This is a genomic window from Bacillus sp. 105MF, from assembly GCF_000374885.1.
Classification (GTDB): domain Bacteria; phylum Bacillota; class Bacilli; order Bacillales; family Bacillaceae_G; genus Bacillus_A; species Bacillus_A pseudomycoides.
This window is the reverse complement of record NZ_KB895570.1, coordinates 147,442-164,592: the sequence shown is the minus strand read 5'-3', so window position 1 is coordinate 164,592 and position 17,151 is coordinate 147,442. Positions and strand designations below refer to the sequence as shown.

The window sequence follows — 17,151 nt, the reverse complement described above, 5'->3', positions numbered from 1 at the left end:
AGGTGAAGTTCCACCTAGTTTTTTATTTATTCTCCATAAATTCTAGTCTATTCCCAAATGGATCTGAAACATAAAATCTAATTATATCTGGACGAGCATAATCATCTATGACTTGAATCCCTTGCCCGATTAGTTTTTCCTTAAATTCATCGATCCCCTGAACATAAAAAGCTGGATGCGCTTTTTTAGCCGGAGAAAAAGTTTGTTCAACTCCTATATGAATTTCTTGATTTCCACAACGAAACCAACAACCGCCACGTTTTCTTAATTCTTCTGGTTTCGGAATTTCTTCTAAACCTATTTTATATCCATAAAAGTCTCTTGCCTCTTCTTCACACCCTACAGGTGCTGCTACTTGTACATGGTCAATCCCTTGAATATCACCTGCCACATCTCTCTCCTCCTTTATATTTTCATTTTATAGTATACTGCTTTAAAAATAACTTATATAAATTTTATAAAACTCCATAAGATTTACTTAACAGCCACAGGCATATCATTTGTTCTATAATGAAGAAGGTGTTTTAATAACAACTTAATCAAAAAGAATGAAAATACATATTATTCTGTAAATTTGTTTTTTATAGAAATATATAATGTTTTTCATATATTATATTTATAATAGGTATTGAATCTGTTTTAGATGCTAGTTGCACGGAGGAAAAATTATGAGTCGGAAAAAGTTCTCATCTATTCAAAAAAGTCGTCATTCGGCTATACCCCGCCGTTTGCGAAATCATATTCAAAATTGTACTTTAACAGAAATGTACGCATCTCTTTTTGAACATAATCCTGATGGTATTATTTCATTGAACTTACAAGGAATCATATTACATATTAATCCCTCTGCGAAAAAAATATTGGGATATACTTCAGAGGAATTAGAAAGAAAAACAATTACTTCTATTATAGAAGCACATATTTCTGATCAAGTACTGCAATTTATAAAAAATACTACAGCTGATAATCAAGAGGAATACATACTTTCTATCCACCATAAAGATGGATATCAAATAGATGTAGTTACAAAATTAGTCCCTATTTTTATTCAAAAGCATCTCTCAGGTGTATATGCAATTATGAAGCCACTCGAGAAATCTGAAAGAATCGAAAAAATGTTAAAAGAGAGCGAAAAACGATTGCGCACATTGATGGACTCAATGCCTGCCTTTGTCATCTTTAAAGATCATGAAGGGCGCTGGCTTGAAGCAAATGATTACGCACTTTCTTGCTTTGATTTTCATGATGTTCCTTATCACGGAAAAAAAGATAGTGAACTCGTTCAATATAATGAAGCGTACCGCGAAGCATTTTTACATTGTGAACAAATTGATGAACTCGCATGGCAACAAAAGAAAATTATTCATGGCGAAGAATTTATTATTCATAAAAGTACGTCCAACCTTATCTTGGATCTTTCAAAAGTTCCACTCTTCCATCCTGACGGCTCACGAAAAGGCCTTATTGTTATGGGCAGGGATGTTACTGAATTAAAGAAAACAGAAAAATTACTACGAAAATCTGAAAAATTAGCAGTAGTCGGACAACTAACAGCAGGAATCGCTCATGAAATCCGCAACCCGTTAACGGCCTTAAAGGGATTCTTAACATTATTGCAACCCGATATTAGCGAACAAAACAAATGGTATATAGATGTTATGCTAAGCGAAATTTCACAAATGGAATCCATTACAAGTCAATTTATGGCAATGTCTAAGCCACAAGTGTTATCTATTCATTCTCACCAAATCCAATCATTAATTGAAGAAGTAGTAACCTTTATTTTACCTACCGCCATCATGCATAGTACACATATTATTATGGATCATCTTTCGACTATGCCAGAAATTCAATGTGATGGTAATCAACTAAAGCAAGTCTTTATTAATGTACTTAAAAATGCGATTGAAGCCATGCCTCGCGGAGGAAATATTTTCATCCAAACAAAGCAAGTAGATGAGAATTTCATTTTAATCCGTATTATAGATGAAGGGTGTGGTATTCCAGAAGATCGTATTTCTCGTTTAGGAGAACCTTTTTATAGTTTGAAAGAAAAAGGAACTGGATTAGGCTTAATGATGTGCTACAAAATAATCGAAGAACATTACGGTAAACTTCAAATCTCAAGTGAGTTAAATAAAGGAACAACTGTAGATATTCGATTACCCATTTCACCGCTGCCAAATAATAACGAAATGGAAAAAGAGTAAATAGATCTTTCTATTTACTCTTTTTATAGTAATTTACTAATATTTTATTCTGTCGCTTGCTCCAGTATTGTTTACATCTCATCAAATTCGTGATGTACAACTTTTTCAAATTCGTTTGTTAGCAAGCTGACTATTATCATAGCTAGTAAACTTGAAGAAAATCCTGGTACCATTTCATACATCATTTCTTTTAGACTTGGAATTTATACCCAAGCAATGACTGCCACAGCACCAACGATTTAATGTTTCGCGCTATTTCTCTCACTTTTCACCTACTACTGGAAATAATTTCGATAACGGAATAACTCTACCTGTTTCATCTTTAAATACAATGTGATCCCTTGTTAAATGCCGTGGACTTTTCACCCCTGCCGCTGCTGATAACGCAAACAAACTATATCTCATGCTCACAATATAATTCATCACGCGCCACTTTTTTTCATTGTGGTCTAATGCTTTTTGATAATGTGGATTCGTTGTCGCAACCCCCGAAGGACATTGTCCGGAATGACACTGAAGTGCCATAATACACCCACTTGCCATCATAAATCCGCGCGCAGAATTTACTGCATCGGCACCAATTGCTAAGGCTATTGCTACTTTATCAGGTGTTACTAATTTTCCTGATGCAAAAACTTTCAACTTATCTCGAACATCAAAACGACAGGCTGTATCAACAAACGTAATGAGTGCTGGTATAAGTGGTATCCCCATACTATCTGCCATCGATTTATAAGTGGCACCAGAACCTCCTTCCGAGCCATCAATTGTAATAAAATCTGGATAAACATTTAATTCCTTCATCGTTTGTAATAACTCTTCTAGCGGTTTTTGTTGCCCGATAACTATTTTCATTCCAACTGGTTTACCACCTTTTTCTTGCAAATCATGAATAAAACGTAAGGCGTCTTTAGCATGATGTAAAAACGCAAAACGATTTGGCGAATTTATCGTTTCCCCTTCTTTTACTTTTCGAACAGCAGCTATTTTCCGATTCACTTTTTGTCCCTCTAAATGTCCACCGCGTATTTTTGCACCTTGCCCAAATTTCAGTTCGAATGCTTTAATATTCGGTTCTTTAGCTTTAACTACGAACTCATCCATTGAAAAATTCCCCTCTTCATCACGATATCCAAATAAACCTGGACCGATTTGAGCAATAATATTTGCACCTGTTTGTATATGCTCTGGAATTACACCACCCTCACCTGTATTAATCCATGACCCCCCTGCCATTTTTGATCCATATCCTGTAGATAAAATATAATTTTCACCAATTGCACCATAAGAAGTAGCAGATGCCCCAAACATTCCATATATTTTCCATGGAAATTTACGATTCTCTCCAACTACAATTGCATCATCTTCCTCATATAGCCAAAGATTTGTTTCATCTGCAGTTAATTTTTCTTTTCTAGAAAACACACCTTCTTTATGAATTACATATTTTTTTGCAGCACGCTCTTCAGAAATGTCCACATTGAGTTCTTCTGTAAGAACTGGAAATAGAGTGTTTGCAATATAATATCCAGATGCATCAAAATCCCGTTTCGAGCCAAAACCTAGAACTTCAGATCGATATTTTGCTAAAAACATTACACTTTGAAAATCATAACGTGAAAAAGGTTTTCCATCTGTATCATTATCAAACCAATATTGCCGAAATTCAGGCCCTATCTTCTCCAGTAAAAAACGCATCCTTCCTAGATACGGATGGAGTTTCAATATAGAATGATGTGTTCGTTTCTTAATAAAAAATGTAGCCATAAAAAAGATAATGAACAGCAAGATTAACAATAGTAATATACTAATAATAACGAGTAGCGTTTCATTCATTTTCGCTTCCCCCCTATCATGCCATTCTCTTATATTTTTTGCTTACATAATAAAAGAAGAACACCTTATGTGCTCTTCTTTTATTATTATTCATATCAATGTAGCAAGATGCTGTTTTGCATCGTATTCCTCTAAACTTTCCCCGCGTTTAACACGGTGAACAAAATCCGGATTAGAAATCAATGGTCTACCAAATGCTGCTACATCAATTGTTCCTTCTTGTAGTGCTTCTTCTGCCTCTTTTGGATTTAAATTCCCCACTCCTACAATTATACCATTCCAATATTTACGAACTAATTGATGTAAGTTTTTTCCGTCAGCTATAACTTGCGTATAATTCATTGTGGAAGGGTGGATCATCTTTAGTCCTACTTCATGGAACATCTCTACGAAAGTTTGAATTGCCTCTTCAGGATCTTCCCACATATAGCTAGGATTATCACCTTTAAATGCAGAAAAACGAATAAGTGTTTTATCTGCACCAACTGCGCTTATAACAGCTTGTAATACTTCTTTCATAAACGTTAACCTTTGTTTTAAGTCTCCGCCATATTGATCCTTTCGATGATTCGCAAATTCATAAGCAAATTGATCAATTAAATACCCATGTGCCCCATGAATTTCTACCCCATCGAAGCCTGCTTCTATCGCATTCCTAGCAGCTTGCGCATACTGTTCGATAGTCTCTTGAATTTCTTCTATCGTCATCGCTTCTGGCTTATCAAAAGGCTTCCGAAAACGTGGGACATTTCCTTGAGCAGCAATCGCAGAAGGTGCTTGTGGTAAGAATCCACCTGTTAGTTCATGATGGCTCATACGTCCTACATGCCATATTTGCGCAATAATTGTTCCACCTTCTTTATGTACTGCATCTGTTACTAACTTCCAAGAATCAATTTGCTCCCCTGTATAAATACCTGGGACACCTGGATTCCCCTTCGCTCTTGGGCTAATTATAATTCCTTCTGTAATAATTAGACCAACACCATCTGCCGCACGTTTACGGTAATACTGGACTACGTCAGCTCCAACTACTCCTGTTTCATCATTAGCAAAACAACGAGTCATCGGTGCCATTGCCACGCGATTCCGAAGAGACCAAGCACTCATTTGAATTGGATCAAACAGCTTTGTCTCTTCAATATTTTGAAAAGATCCCCAATTGTTTATATTCGTGCCTTCATATATACTTGCTGTTTTACTATTTGAACTTGCCATCCTGTTTCCCCCTTAATTCAATATTATTTCAATAAATCATTAAAAAACTAACTATACACGCATCATAGTTCCTCCTATATAACAACGTCAATTTACACGCCCCTATTGTAGAATATCCGTATATTAAACATCGATAATACCTATTTCTCCATAGCTGTACTCCTTTTTTACTTCTCAATTGATTATTGTTATGTAGATAAAATTAAAAATGGTTTCCTAATTAGGAAACCATTTTTATAGTTGACCATATGACGCTAGCAATTTATTTATCTTTTTTACGCAAAGAAGATTAAATAATTACTATCTCCTCAGATGTGAAAAATTCTTAACGATAGAAGTGAGATTGATTAATTATTCTTCTAGAAATAATAACTTATATATACCTAAAACAATGAAAGCCCTACCTCTCTTTCATCCTTACGGCTCCTTGTCCGTGCCAGTGTGAATCAGGATTACAAAAATCAAGCAACTATTTTATCGAGTTATTTAATAAAATTTCGAACATTCGTAAAAGAAATTAAAAAATAAAAATGGATTAGATTGTAGAAATAACAAAAGAGGTTAATGCTCTAAAAGTGGTTTGAAAGAGTTGAATGTCTTTGAAATGATTGATTCTTTATAATTATATTCCCAAAAAATTCAAAATCTTTTTTTGGGATGTAATACATTATCTATAATGAACCTTAACAAAAGCTTTTCATTTGATTTTCTGTGATACCTTTAATCAATCCCAGTTCACTAATCAAAAATTCATGTGCGTTATCTAACATTTTCTTTTCGCTTGCATTAAGTGCTTTTTCTTTCTGCATACGCATTAAATCACGTACAACTTCAGCACCTTCTTGTATTTTACCCGTTTTTATTTTATCTGTGTTCACTTTATACCTTTGTTTCCACGTAAGTAATCTATCTGATTCTCCATGCTGAAAAATATCTATGATGTGTGTTAATGCCGTTATATCCGTAACTGGTCGTATATTTGAACTCAATATTTTTCCCGTAGGAATCATTACTTCCATATTACTGGCCGACATTTTTATGACATAATACTGTTGTTTTTCTCCTGAGATTTCCTTTTCTTCTATGGCTTTAATTATACCTGCTCCTTGCATTGGATAAACAATGTTATCGCCAATTTGAAACAAATAATCCACCTCCATATATGGTAACCTTCTCAAGCTTAACATACATTTATTTTTTTAGCAAAATTTTTATATTATCACAAAATTATTTTTCGCGTCAACTTATTTCCTCTTGAAAAATAAGATTGAGAAATAATAATAATAATTCAATAAAAACAACTTCCCATTACTAGCAAAACAAAGTTCAATTTGCGAAAAACACTATCCTTTTTATTCTACAATTCCTTCATCAGAAACCTCTATGCATTTCGGGTTCAAAACTCTAATTCACCACCTAAATAATGCATTATATTAATCAGGGGATGTATATGGTGATTATTGTTCTTTGTCTACTTGCATTCTGAAATCTCGGTTAAAACGTAGATTCGTTTTTCCTTATACAAAACCAGTTTACTCTTGTATCTTTTCTTGTGTGGTACTCCTATTTTTTGACATGCTTTTATTCCCACCCTTGCAAGAGTTCTTATAAATACTTAACTAGTTTGTGTTACTATTATAGGAAATGAGGTCATTTAGAAATCTTATAAAATAAAAAGTACACCACTACATATAAGAGTGATGTACCATTTTAATATAATGTTCAACAGGATAGACAAGATATTAGCTTTAAAAACCTTCATATGCTATCACTTATCTTTAATATTACAGATTAGGAAAGACTTTTTTTCCTATATACTAACCTGCTTACTAACCGTTTCCCTTGCTAATAGGAAACTCATAATAACTTGTGCAGCTACACGACTCGTCATATCCCGAAAATCAAGTGTTGGGTCAATTTCTACAATGTCCATACCCTGAACAAGTGGTTCTTGACCAAGTGTCGTAATCGCATCGAGTAAAGTCGTACTATCCATACCACCTGGGCCAATTGCTGGACAACCTGGGGCAAATGCTTGATCTAATACGTCCATATCGACAGAAACATAAATAGCTGTAACTCCTTGTCTACGTAAAATCTCAATGCTTTCTGTAATGATATCTTTAATCGCTACCTCGCGAACATGTTTCATTGTATATACTGTGACACCATGTTCTTTTGCATACTCATGATACGTACGAGCATTGGAAAAATTACGAATACCAATTTGAACAAGCTGTTTTCCTGCAATCACATCATTCTCTAGTAAGCTACGAAATGGTGTTCCATTAGACGGTCCTCCGTCTTCTAAATTACGCAAATCATGATGCGCATCGAATTGAATAATGCCAACTTTCCCTTTACTACTTGCAAAACCACTTATACTAGGAAAACTAATGGAATGATCTCCTCCAAGAATAATTGGTACCATTTGTGGATTCAATTTCGTCAAACTGCCGAGCGTTTTAGCAATACGAGCATGACTTTCTTTTATGTCTGTAACATGCATGGTAATATCACCACAATCATACAAGACACTTTCTTTCATATCGTGCTCTTCTGTAATCGCATATGTGCTATATGCATCTAGCATTGCGCGAATGATTTTCGGTGCAAAACATGCACCAGAATGACTAATAGACGGCTTAGAAAGCGGTGCGCCAATTAATGCTGCACCAAAGATTTCTTCTCCCTCTTCCCAGCCTTTAATCATATCACTCCATTTCGTTACTTCACGATCAATAAACTTTGCATTTTTCTTTAAATAGTGGCCTTGCTCCACGTTTTGTCACCTCTTGTATATGCAAGATTACCATTCTTCCATACTGTATTTACATGACTCACACCATAATGATATGGTACATACGCATAATTATATGCATCCCATAAAACTAGGTCAGCCTTACGTCCAACACGAATTTTCCCAGCAACATCGCCGCGATTGATCGCATACGCTGAGTTAACTGTTACAGCATTCCAGACTTCTTCTGGTGTCATTTTCAATTTCAACATCGCAATGCTCATAATAAGTTGAATATTTTCAGTTGGGCAACTACCTGGATTAAAATCTGTCGCTAACGCAACCGCTACACCTTCATCAATCATTTTACGCCCACGTGCAAAGCTTTCTTTATTTAAGTAGAAAGTCGTTCCTGGGAGTAACGTTGCAACTGTATTGGAATTCGCTAGCATTTCAATCCCTTTATCTGATGCTCCAACTAAATGGTCCGCTGATGCCGCACCAATTTCTGCTGCAGCTTCTGCACCGCCAAGTGGATCAATTTCATCTGCATGAATCTTCACATCAAATCCAAGTTCTTTTGCTTTTAATAAAAAGTCTTTCGATTCTTCTACAGAGAATACCCCTGTTTCACAGAAAATATCAACAAACTCAGCTAATTGTTTTTCTTTCATCTCTGGTAATAACTCTAACATCCATTGTAAAAACTCTTTTGATTTTCCTTTATACTCTTTTGGAACTGCATGTGCTCCTAAGAATGTTGAAACTAAATCAATTGGATGCTCTTTTTGCAATTGTGCCGTCGCTTCTAATTGTTTCCACTCTGTTTCATCGTCCAATCCATAGCCACTCTTTGCTTCCACTGTCGTAACACCAAATGACAACATGCGATCTAAATGAAACTTCGCCTTTTGTACGAGCTCTTCTTTCGACGCTTGTTTTGTTGCATTCACAGTTGAAAGAATACCGCCGCCTTGCTCTAAAATTTCTAAATACGGCACTCCCTGTAATTTAAGAGCAATTTCATTTTCACGAGATCCACCAAATACAAGGTGCGTATGCGGATCAACAAGCCCTGGAGAAACCATTTTCCCTTCGCAATCGATGGTTTCTTTTGCTTGCAACCCTTTTGCTTCTTCCGCTGTGCCAATGAAAGTAACAATACCATTTTCAATACCCACTGCACCTTTTTCGATAACAGGAAGCGTGTTCATCGCTTCCTGTCTTAACAAGCCATCTTCTTGATCCATTGTTAGCAATTGACCGATATTCGTTAGTAAAATGTCCAGCATGTTTCTTCCTCCTTATTTCATCATTGGAATGTTAACGCCTTTTTCTTTTGCTGTTTCAACAGCTAAGTCATACCCTGCGTCAACGTGGCGAACAACTCCCATTCCAGGATCAGAAGTTAATACGCGTTCAATGCGTTTTCCCGCTTCTTCTGTTCCGTCTGCAACAATAACCATTCCAGCGTGAAGTGAATACCCCATACCAACGCCACCACCGTGGTGAACAGATACCCAGCTTGCACCATTAACACTATTGATTAATGCATTTAAAATTGGCCAATCCGCTACTGCATCACTGCCATCTTTCATTGCTTCTGTTTCACGGTTCGGTGAAGCTACAGATCCACAATCTAAATGGTCACGACCGATAACGATTGGTGCTGATAATTCACCGTTTGCAACCATTTCATTGATAATACGCCCGAATTTTGCACGCTCTCCGTAACCAAGCCAACAAATACGTGATGGAAGACCTTGGAACTCAACTTGCTGACGTGCCATACGAATCCAGTTACATAAATGCTCATTATCAGCAAATTCACGTAAAATTACTTCATCTGTTTTATAAATATCTTCTGGATCGCCAGAAAGTGCCACCCAGCGGAATGGTCCTTTTCCTTCACAGAATAATGGACGAATAAACGCTGGAACGAATCCTGGGAAATCAAATGCATTTTTTAACCCTTCATCGAAAGCAACTTGGCGAATGTTATTACCATAATCAAATGTAATTGCACCTTTTTGTTGCATTGCAAGCATTGCTTCTACATGTTTTTTCATGCTTTCTTTTGATAATTGTACGTAGCGTTCTGGGTCTTCTTCACGAAGTTTTGCCGCTTCTTCTAATGAATAGCTTACTGGAACATAACCATTTAATGGATCATGTGCAGACGTTTGATCTGTCACTAAGTCTGGTGTAATATCACGTTTCACAAGCTCTGGTAAAATTTCTGCGGCATTTCCTAATAGTCCAATTGAAATTGGTTCTTTCTTCTCTTTATATTCTTTCGCAACAGCTAGTGCCTCTTCTAAAGATTCTGTGTACATATCACAATACCTTTTTTCAATACGGCGATCGATGCTGCGCTTATCTACATCAATAGCAATGACTACCCCACCGTTCATCGTAACAGCAAGAGGTTGTGCACCACCCATACCACCTAAACCAGCTGTAAGTGTTAATGTACCTTTTAATGAGCCACCAAAATGTTGGCGTGCTGCCTCTCCAAACGTTTCATATGTTCCTTGTAAAATTCCTTGTGTGCCAATATAAATCCAGCTACCAGCTGTCATTTGTCCATACATCATAAGACCCTTTTTCTCAAGTTCACGGAAGTGATCCCAATTTGCCCACTTTGGTACTAAGTTTGAATTTGCTAGAAGAACGCGTGGTGCATCTTCATGTGATTTAAAAATTGCAACTGGTTTACCAGATTGAACAAGTAATGTTTCATCACTCTCTAATGTTTTTAACGAATCAACAATTGCATGATAGCTATCCCAGTTACGAGCTGCACGACCAATGCCGCCATATACAACTAATTCTTCTGGCTTTTCAGCTACTTCAGGATCTAAATTATTCATTAACATACGGAGGGCTGCTTCTTGAATCCAGCCCTTAGTTTGTAATTCTGTTCCTCTTGGCGCGCGAATTGTTTGTTTTACGTTTTCCATTTTAATCTCTCCCTTTTCCCTTTTTATAATGCTGCATTTACATCCATTCGTTCCTTCGTAAAGCGACTTGTTTTTAACCAATGTGCAATATTTTCAATATCTGTTGAGAAAATACGGTCATTTGTAATTGACGGTACTTGCTGACGTCCTTGGTGATAAAACGCTTTCGTTACTGTACTCATCTCTTCAATACCACGATATTCCGCCGCTTGCATTGCACAAATCATTTCAATTGCAAGAACGCGTCTTACATTTTGAATGATTTGATGTGCATGACGTGAAGCAATTGTTCCCATACTTACATGATCTTCTTGGTTAGCTGATGATGGAATCGAATCAACACTTGCTGGATGAGCTAGCGTTTTATTTTCTGAAACAAGTGAAGCTGCCGCATATTGCATAATCATTGCACCAGACTGGAGTCCTGGCTCCGGACTTAAAAATGGTGGTAAATCATTTAATTGCGGGTTCACAAGACGTTCAATACGGCGTTCAGAAATATTCGCAAGTTCTGCCATCCCGACCTTCAAAAAGTCCATTGCAAACGCAATTGGTTGTCCGTGGAAGTTCCCACCAGAAATTACTTTTTCTCCTCCATCAAAAATAAGTGGATTATCTGTTGCTGCGTTCATTTCAATTTCTAATTTTTCTTTAACATAATTTAAAACTTGCCAAGAAGCACCGTGTACCTGCGGGATACAGCGAAGTGAGTATGCATCTTGTACACGAAGCTCCCCTTGCCTTGTTACAAGTTTACTATCTTGAAGTACATCGCGAATACGCTTTGCAACTTCCACTTGTTCTTTATATCCACGTGCTTTATGCACATTTTCATCAAATGCATCGATAATGCCGCGCAATCCTTCAATTGTCATTGAAGCAATTAATTCTGATTGATAAGCAATCGCTTCAGCTTCGATATAAGAAAGGATTCCTTGCGCTGTCATCGCTTGCGTACCATTGATTAACGCAAGCCCTTCTTTCGCTTCTAATTCGATTGGCTCTAGTCCTTCTTCTGTCAGAGCTACCATCGCATGAACGCGTTTCCCCTTATAGAACACTTCACCTTCTCCCAATAGAACAAGAGCAAGATGGGATAATGGAGCTAAATCACCGCTCGCGCCTAATGAACCTTGCTGCGGGACAACTGGATGAATTTTACGATTTACAAACTCTAACAGCCTATTTACAACAAGTGGACGAACACCAGATACACCTTTTAACATCGTATTAGCGCGTAAAATCAACATTCCTCGCGATACTTCTTCAGGGAATGGATCGCCAATTCCGCATGCATGTGATTGAATTAAGTTATGTTGAAGTGCCTTTACATCATCTTTCTGAATGAGTACATCACTAAACTTTCCAAACCCAGTTGTAATACCGTAAACAACTTTTCCATCCTCTACGATTTTTTCTACAACTTCACGGCACTCAGCCACTTTTTTCATGCTGTTTGGGCAAGCTGTTACCCCTTCCCCTTCAAACAACAAACGTTTCATTTCTTCTACTGTCAATGAATGTCCTGTTAACGTAATCATCCTTTTTCCTCCTTAAAAGAGCAAAAGGGGACCTTACCTTTTTAAGACAGACTTCTGTCCCAAAAAGCAAGGCCCCCTTCTAACTAATAGACTATGGGCAAATCATATGTGATTAATTCCTAAACCAATCGCCTCATGCTCAGATCCTTTTACAGGCGCACCTATCGTTCCATAAAGTGCAACAGCAAGCCATTCGCCTTCTTTTTTCCCGTCGTATGGTGTACCGCGCACAATTGCAAACCGAAGACCTACCGTACGAAGAACGTCTGCTAACTGAATTTGACCTCTCGTCACTCCGTACAATGCTTCCATGATTGCATGATAAAGTGCATGCGTTTCTCTGTAAACGTCTGTTTCAATAACTTGGTTGCTTTTAGCCGCTGTTTCCATTGCTGCGACAACCTTTTGCGAATTCATAGAACCAACTTTCCCAGTACAATATTTCCAACCTTTTGGAATGGATAATACAGGGCTTTCATTCTCGTCCGCAAGCGCCAACAACATGGCCATACGACCAATTCGATGTGTTCCTTGAAGAAGCATGTGACTCTCTCATTTCTTGTGAATTGTTTGAATATTACCTAATTTAAGAATATATGAAAACGGTTTAATCGTCAATAGTTTAAACGATTATTTGAATAATTTTTTTCAATACTCTGTTACCATTGTGTACACACTTCATTTACAGAAAATCCCAAAGCGTGCTATAGTCTCACTAACAGCTGTAAGGGGGACCCAAAATTGGTTAAGAGAAAAGATATTCACTTTCGAATTGACGAAAGATTACTAGAAAGATTTGAAGCAACACTTCATTATGAAGGCCTAAATAAAACAGATGTTTTAACACATGCTATTCAGCAATTTTGCATAAAGGTGGAATCAGAAAAAATGAATGACGTAAAAAGACAATACGCTGTAAGTAATCATCTTCAAACACGGATTGATACCCATAAAAAATATGAAGAAAAACGAGTAGACTTAGATGCAGTTGTAATTGAGCATTTACAATTACAAGGAACAGAAAAGATATTAGAGGTTGGATGCGCTAACGGGAAATTCCTTGCACTGCTACAAAAAAACGGTCATAAGGGACATCTCACTGGTCTGGATCAATCTACAACTATGCTGCGAGAAGCTGCTATGAATGCAGCACAGCAACATGTAAATATTGAATGGAAACTTGGAGACGCTACCAAACTTCCTTTCCCAGCTGATTCTTATGATTGGATCATCGCAAGACATATGCTGTATCACATGACGGATGTTGAAAAAACAATTCAAAGATTCCATAAAGTAATTTTTCCTGAAGGCAGATTCCTAGCCACGACAAATTCCAAAATCTCATTACCCCGTATGGATGAGATGTGTAACAAAATGTTAGTCGCATTCGATTTACCCGAAAAATCACCATCAGCTTCTCCATTTTGTTTAGAAAACGGAAAACAATTATTACAATCTGTTTTTCAAACTGTGGAAGAAACAGTTATTCATAATGCACTTCTATTTCATCATGCTACACCTATCGTTAACTATATCTCTAGTATGTTTCCATCTTTAAACATACCTGATGACATTCATCTTCATTCAGAAATGAAAGAATGGCTGACCATTGAAATAGAAAATGAATTATCTCTTCATGGCGGAGTATGGCGTGATCCAAAAACACTTGCTATTTATCGGTGTACAAAATAAGCTTGAATCTACTTTGTAACAAATTCTTCAAATTTATCTTAGGTTGATGTTGATATGGCGATACCCTAAGAAGAAAATTACATATTATAAATATAACAATAGACAAAAATACAAGAGGTGAAACTGTTGGCTATAAAACAAAAGAAAATTAAGCTGGTAATTGGTGCAGGGGAATATAATAATAATCCTGGCTGGTTACATACGAATGAGGAAGAATTGAATTTATTAAAAAGGGAAGATTGGATAAAAAGGTTTGATCCTAATTCTTTAGCGGTAATTTTAGCGGAGCATGTATGGGAACATTTATCATATGAAGAAGGCATAGAAGCGGCGAAAGTATGTTATGAATTTTTAAATCATGGTGGTTATATTCGATGCGCCGTTCCTGATGCATTTTTCCCAGATGAAGAATACCAAGAGGGTGTACAAGTTGGGGGACCTGGACCTAAAGACCATCCCGCAGCTAGTCATAAAATAGTTCATAATTATGAAACTTTAAGGAAAATGTTTGAAACTGTTGGATTCGAAGTGAAATTACTTGAATATTGTGATGAAGAGGGGAATTTTCATTACAATGAGTGGGATGGAGCCGATGGGGTTATTTTTCGTTCAAAAAAATATGATCCACGAAATCAAGGGGATAAACTTGTTTTTCCATCGTTAATTATAGATGCAATAAAGTCTTAGTTATTAAGCTAAACAGGTGCTTTTCTTAAAGAAAAGCTTTAAAGTCGATCTCCAATAGGAGATTGACTTTTTTAGTATCATAATGGCCTCCATCTCCTCACATGAATTTACTAGAATACCATTAGAAGCGTTGAATTAATATGACCTTTCACTCTATATTAAAGCCCTTGTTTAAGAGCAATTTCTTCATATGCTTTTCTCCTTCACCCATTTCATAAAATATCTCTCTGTTTCCTCTACTGTCGCTTCATCAGTATTCACATATATAACCGGGAATTGTTTATACCATTGTTTTTCTATTTCTGCTAATTCTAGCTGTTTTTCAAACGTACTGCGTCTTCTCGTATTATCATTCTTCTTTCTCTCTTGCAATATCTTTTTAGAAACATCCAAATAAAAAATCGCATCTGAACGGCATCTTCTTAATTTATACAATTCATCTTTTAGTTCGTTTTCGATATCCCAATCCATCCCTATCAATTTCGGAAAATATATTGTATAAAATTCAATATCTTCTGAACCACGATCAAATATCACAATACGCCCTCGCGCATTCTGAATTTCTTTTATTTTCGCTTCAATCTAAAATAAACTTCTTTTTTACAATAAACGGAATTTTATAAACTATCAACAAAATACTCCCTACCTTGTTTCCTATTTCTATCTAGCTTATAATAAAAAACAGAGATGATTATGGACGCCTTTTATGTAAGCTTGGAAATCCAAGCTTACATTATTTTTTGCTTTCCCTTTTATTAGAAACAGGGTATACTAGATTGGAACATACGTTCTGAATAATTACATATAGTAAGGAGATAGAACAAATGGTATACGATACAAAAGTAATTTCTTGGAACGAATCTTTAAAACAACTACAACGTCGCTACACAAATCAAGCAGTAGATCGAAAACAATTTGAAGATGTTGAACTCATGGAGTTTTTCCGCGATAACGACTACATTTCTCTTCCTACACATATTAGCGGCCTATCAACAAAACGTTTTACTTCTTACTCTATTTTCACAACTGAAGATAAAGATCGTAAAGTCGGCACACTTATTATTGAATATTTAGAAGATGATAATGACCTATTACGTGTTGAACAACTATACTTCGTTTAATTCAGAACGCTTGGTCAAAATGGCCAAGCGTTCTTGCTTTCTATCAATTTCACCGATTATAATACTAGTAAAGGAAAACTGCTATCGTAAAGGGGGTATACACTTGCTCGAAGGATGGTTTAGTTGGTTTATTGTTACTTGGACTGTTATTTTACTAGGCTTTATGTCTATTGGTGGATATTTCATGTTCCGAAAATTCTTGAAACGTCTACCGAAAGAAGACGGCATGTCTATTTTAGATTGGGAACAACACTATATCGATCACACACGGCATTTATGGGATGATGAGCAAAAACAATTATTAGAAGAACTTGTAAGTCCGGTCCCTGAACTTTTCCGCGATGTCGCAAGATCTAAAATTGCTGGTAAAATCGGAGAGCTAGCGTTAAAAGAAAAAGCCACAAAAATAACTGAAGATTTAATTATTAAAGGATATATTGTAGCAACTCCAAAACGAGATCATAAGTTTTTAATTAAAAAATTACAAGAAAAGCAAATTGACTATTCCCGTTATCAATCACTGCTGGCTAATTGACCTACCCCTACCTTCACTTCGTTTAGAGGAGGGGATCTTCTCGGTTAACATAATAAAAAACCTCAAGGAATCTTGAGGTTTTTTACGTTAATTTCATATCTTTCTCATTATAAAATCCATCTTCTTTTTCCATTTCCTTTTGCAATTTCGTGAATGAGCGATACATTGCGATTCTCCAAGATACAATCATTGCAAAAGCAAGTAAGAAGAACATACCACTTAGTTGCCCTAAATCAAGCGATTGACTTAAATATGTTTTAAAGACAATACGTACCACGAGCAAACCAATTAAAATAAATACGAAAGCTTTGGAGCGTTTTAAATAAATTTCTTGTCCACGCACTTCAAATTTAGATGTTTTAATAAGAAAAATTGAGAAAAACAAACCTACACCGATTGCTTCTAACATTTCTGCTGGCGTTAGGCGAAATTCCGGAAAAATGTACATCAATGCTCCCGTACTCATAAAAAATGGTGGGAGAATGATTTTTTTCAATGTTGCAGGTTTCTTCGCTGCTTTTAAACGAATGAACATCGCACCAACAGCCATACAAACGGCAACAATACTCGACAAAAGAACTATGTTCATACTTTCTCATCCTTTTTTG

The 17,151-nt window shown here is 36.3% G+C and carries 15 protein-coding genes and 2 pseudogenes; 5 read left to right on the top strand and 12 right to left on the bottom strand.

Annotated elements, in window-relative coordinates; genetic code table 11:
• Positions 1-22 precede the first annotated feature (22 nt).
• Entirely contained in the window at positions 23-391 is a 369-nt protein-coding gene (locus C564_RS0110615) for a VOC family protein (RefSeq protein WP_018765317.1), read from the bottom strand.
• Between the two features lie 277 nt (positions 392-668).
• Here C564_RS0110615 and C564_RS0110610 point away from each other — a divergent pair, with 277 nt between their 5' ends.
• Positions 669-2,210: a BA3702 family sensor histidine kinase gene (locus C564_RS0110610; protein ID WP_018765316.1), complete on the top strand. Its 1,542-nt coding sequence runs from the start codon at positions 669-671 to the stop codon at positions 2,208-2,210.
• A gap of 71 nt (positions 2,211-2,281) precedes the next feature.
• Here C564_RS0110610 and C564_RS37370 read toward each other — a convergent pair.
• From C564_RS37370 to hutP, 9 genes and pseudogenes are all read right to left on the bottom strand, one after another.
• Positions 2,282-2,449: pseudogene (locus tag C564_RS37370) on the bottom strand (sodium:proline symporter); the annotation flags it as partial.
• A 22-nt stretch (positions 2,450-2,471) separates the two neighbouring features.
• The gene (locus tag C564_RS0110605) at positions 2,472-4,046 is read right to left on the bottom strand and encodes an FMN-binding glutamate synthase family protein (protein ID WP_003199143.1); all 1,575 of its coding nucleotides are present in this window, start codon (positions 4,044-4,046) and stop codon (positions 2,472-2,474) included.
• A 90-nt stretch (positions 4,047-4,136) separates the two neighbouring features.
• Positions 4,137-5,264, bottom strand: a complete 1,128-nt coding sequence (locus C564_RS0110600) for an alkene reductase (RefSeq protein ID WP_018765315.1) — start codon at positions 5,262-5,264, stop codon at positions 4,137-4,139.
• A 683-nt stretch (positions 5,265-5,947) separates the two neighbouring features.
• On the bottom strand, positions 5,948-6,409 hold the full coding sequence (locus tag C564_RS0110595; protein WP_170957047.1) for a CarD family transcriptional regulator: 462 nt from the start codon (positions 6,407-6,409) through the stop codon (positions 5,948-5,950).
• Positions 6,410-7,074: 665 nt separating this feature from the next.
• Positions 7,075-8,046 (bottom strand): formimidoylglutamase, encoded by a 972-nt coding sequence (gene hutG, locus C564_RS0110590; protein WP_018765314.1) that lies wholly within the window; start codon positions 8,044-8,046, stop codon positions 7,075-7,077.
• Positions 8,025-9,296, bottom strand: a complete 1,272-nt coding sequence (gene hutI, locus C564_RS0110585; RefSeq protein ID WP_003199152.1) for an imidazolonepropionase — start codon at positions 9,294-9,296, stop codon at positions 8,025-8,027. Before hutI ends, hutG begins: the two co-directional genes overlap by 22 nt.
• 12 nt (positions 9,297-9,308) lie before the next feature.
• Entirely contained in the window at positions 9,309-10,967 is a 1,659-nt protein-coding gene (gene hutU / locus C564_RS0110580; RefSeq protein ID WP_018765313.1) for a urocanate hydratase, read from the bottom strand.
• A gap of 23 nt (positions 10,968-10,990) precedes the next feature.
• A complete protein-coding gene (hutH, locus tag C564_RS0110575) occupies positions 10,991-12,508 on the bottom strand; it encodes a histidine ammonia-lyase (protein WP_003207972.1) in 1,518 nt (505 codons plus the stop codon).
• A gap of 102 nt (positions 12,509-12,610) precedes the next feature.
• Positions 12,611-13,051 carry a hut operon transcriptional regulator HutP gene (gene hutP / locus C564_RS0110570; RefSeq protein WP_003199156.1) on the bottom strand — a complete coding sequence of 147 codons (441 nt, stop codon included), beginning with the start codon at positions 13,049-13,051 and terminating at the stop codon, positions 12,611-12,613.
• 198 nt (positions 13,052-13,249) lie between these two features.
• Between hutP and C564_RS0110565 the strand changes: the two genes are divergently transcribed.
• Both C564_RS0110565 and C564_RS0110560 read left to right on the top strand, forming a co-directional pair.
• Positions 13,250-14,200, top strand: coding sequence for a class I SAM-dependent methyltransferase (locus C564_RS0110565; protein WP_018765312.1), 951 nt, complete (start codon positions 13,250-13,252; stop codon positions 14,198-14,200).
• 126 nt (positions 14,201-14,326) lie between these two features.
• Positions 14,327-14,887: a class I SAM-dependent methyltransferase gene (locus C564_RS0110560; protein WP_018765311.1), complete on the top strand. Its 561-nt coding sequence runs from the start codon at positions 14,327-14,329 to the stop codon at positions 14,885-14,887.
• Between the two features lie 186 nt (positions 14,888-15,073).
• On the opposite strand, the pseudogene C564_RS33415 reads toward C564_RS0110560, so the two are convergent.
• Positions 15,074-15,469: pseudogene (locus tag C564_RS33415) on the bottom strand (ATP-binding protein); the annotation flags it as partial.
• 242 nt (positions 15,470-15,711) lie between these two features.
• Between C564_RS33415 and C564_RS0110550 the strand changes: the two are divergent.
• Together C564_RS0110550 and C564_RS0110545 are read left to right on the top strand one after the other, a co-directional pair.
• Entirely contained in the window at positions 15,712-16,008 is a 297-nt protein-coding gene (locus C564_RS0110550) for a hypothetical protein (RefSeq protein WP_003199164.1), read from the top strand.
• 103 nt (positions 16,009-16,111) lie between these two features.
• The gene (locus C564_RS0110545) at positions 16,112-16,543 is read left to right on the top strand and encodes a DUF2621 domain-containing protein (protein WP_018765309.1); all 432 of its coding nucleotides are present in this window, start codon (positions 16,112-16,114) and stop codon (positions 16,541-16,543) included.
• A gap of 82 nt (positions 16,544-16,625) precedes the next feature.
• Here C564_RS0110545 and C564_RS0110540 read toward each other — a convergent pair whose 3' ends face one another.
• Entirely contained in the window at positions 16,626-17,132 is a 507-nt protein-coding gene (locus C564_RS0110540) for a CcdC family protein (RefSeq protein ID WP_018765308.1), read from the bottom strand.
• Between the last annotated feature and the right edge of the window lie 19 nt (positions 17,133-17,151).

What these genes read in the sequence shown, in the direction of transcription:
- C564_RS0110610 (WP_018765316.1), top strand. Translation starts at nt 669, where the DNA reads ATGAGTCGGAAAAAGTTCTCATCTATTCAAAAAAGTCGTCATTCGGCT.
- C564_RS0110605 (WP_003199143.1), bottom strand. Translation starts at nt 4,046, where the DNA reads ATGAATGAAACGCTACTCGTTATTATTAGTATATTACTATTGTTAATC.
- C564_RS0110600 (WP_018765315.1), bottom strand. Translation starts at nt 5,264, where the DNA reads ATGGCAAGTTCAAATAGTAAAACAGCAAGTATATATGAAGGCACGAAT.
- hutI (WP_003199152.1), bottom strand. Translation starts at nt 9,296, where the DNA reads ATGCTGGACATTTTACTAACGAATATCGGTCAATTGCTAACAATGGAT.
- hutU (WP_018765313.1), bottom strand. Translation starts at nt 10,967, where the DNA reads ATGGAAAACGTAAAACAAACAATTCGCGCGCCAAGAGGAACAGAATTA.
- hutH (WP_003207972.1), bottom strand. Translation starts at nt 12,508, where the DNA reads ATGATTACGTTAACAGGACATTCATTGACAGTAGAAGAAATGAAACGT.
- hutP (WP_003199156.1), bottom strand. Translation starts at nt 13,051, where the DNA reads ATGCTTCTTCAAGGAACACATCGAATTGGTCGTATGGCCATGTTGTTG.
- C564_RS0110550 (WP_003199164.1), top strand. Translation starts at nt 15,712, where the DNA reads ATGGTATACGATACAAAAGTAATTTCTTGGAACGAATCTTTAAAACAA.
- C564_RS0110540 (WP_018765308.1), bottom strand. Translation starts at nt 17,132, where the DNA reads ATGAACATAGTTCTTTTGTCGAGTATTGTTGCCGTTTGTATGGCTGTT.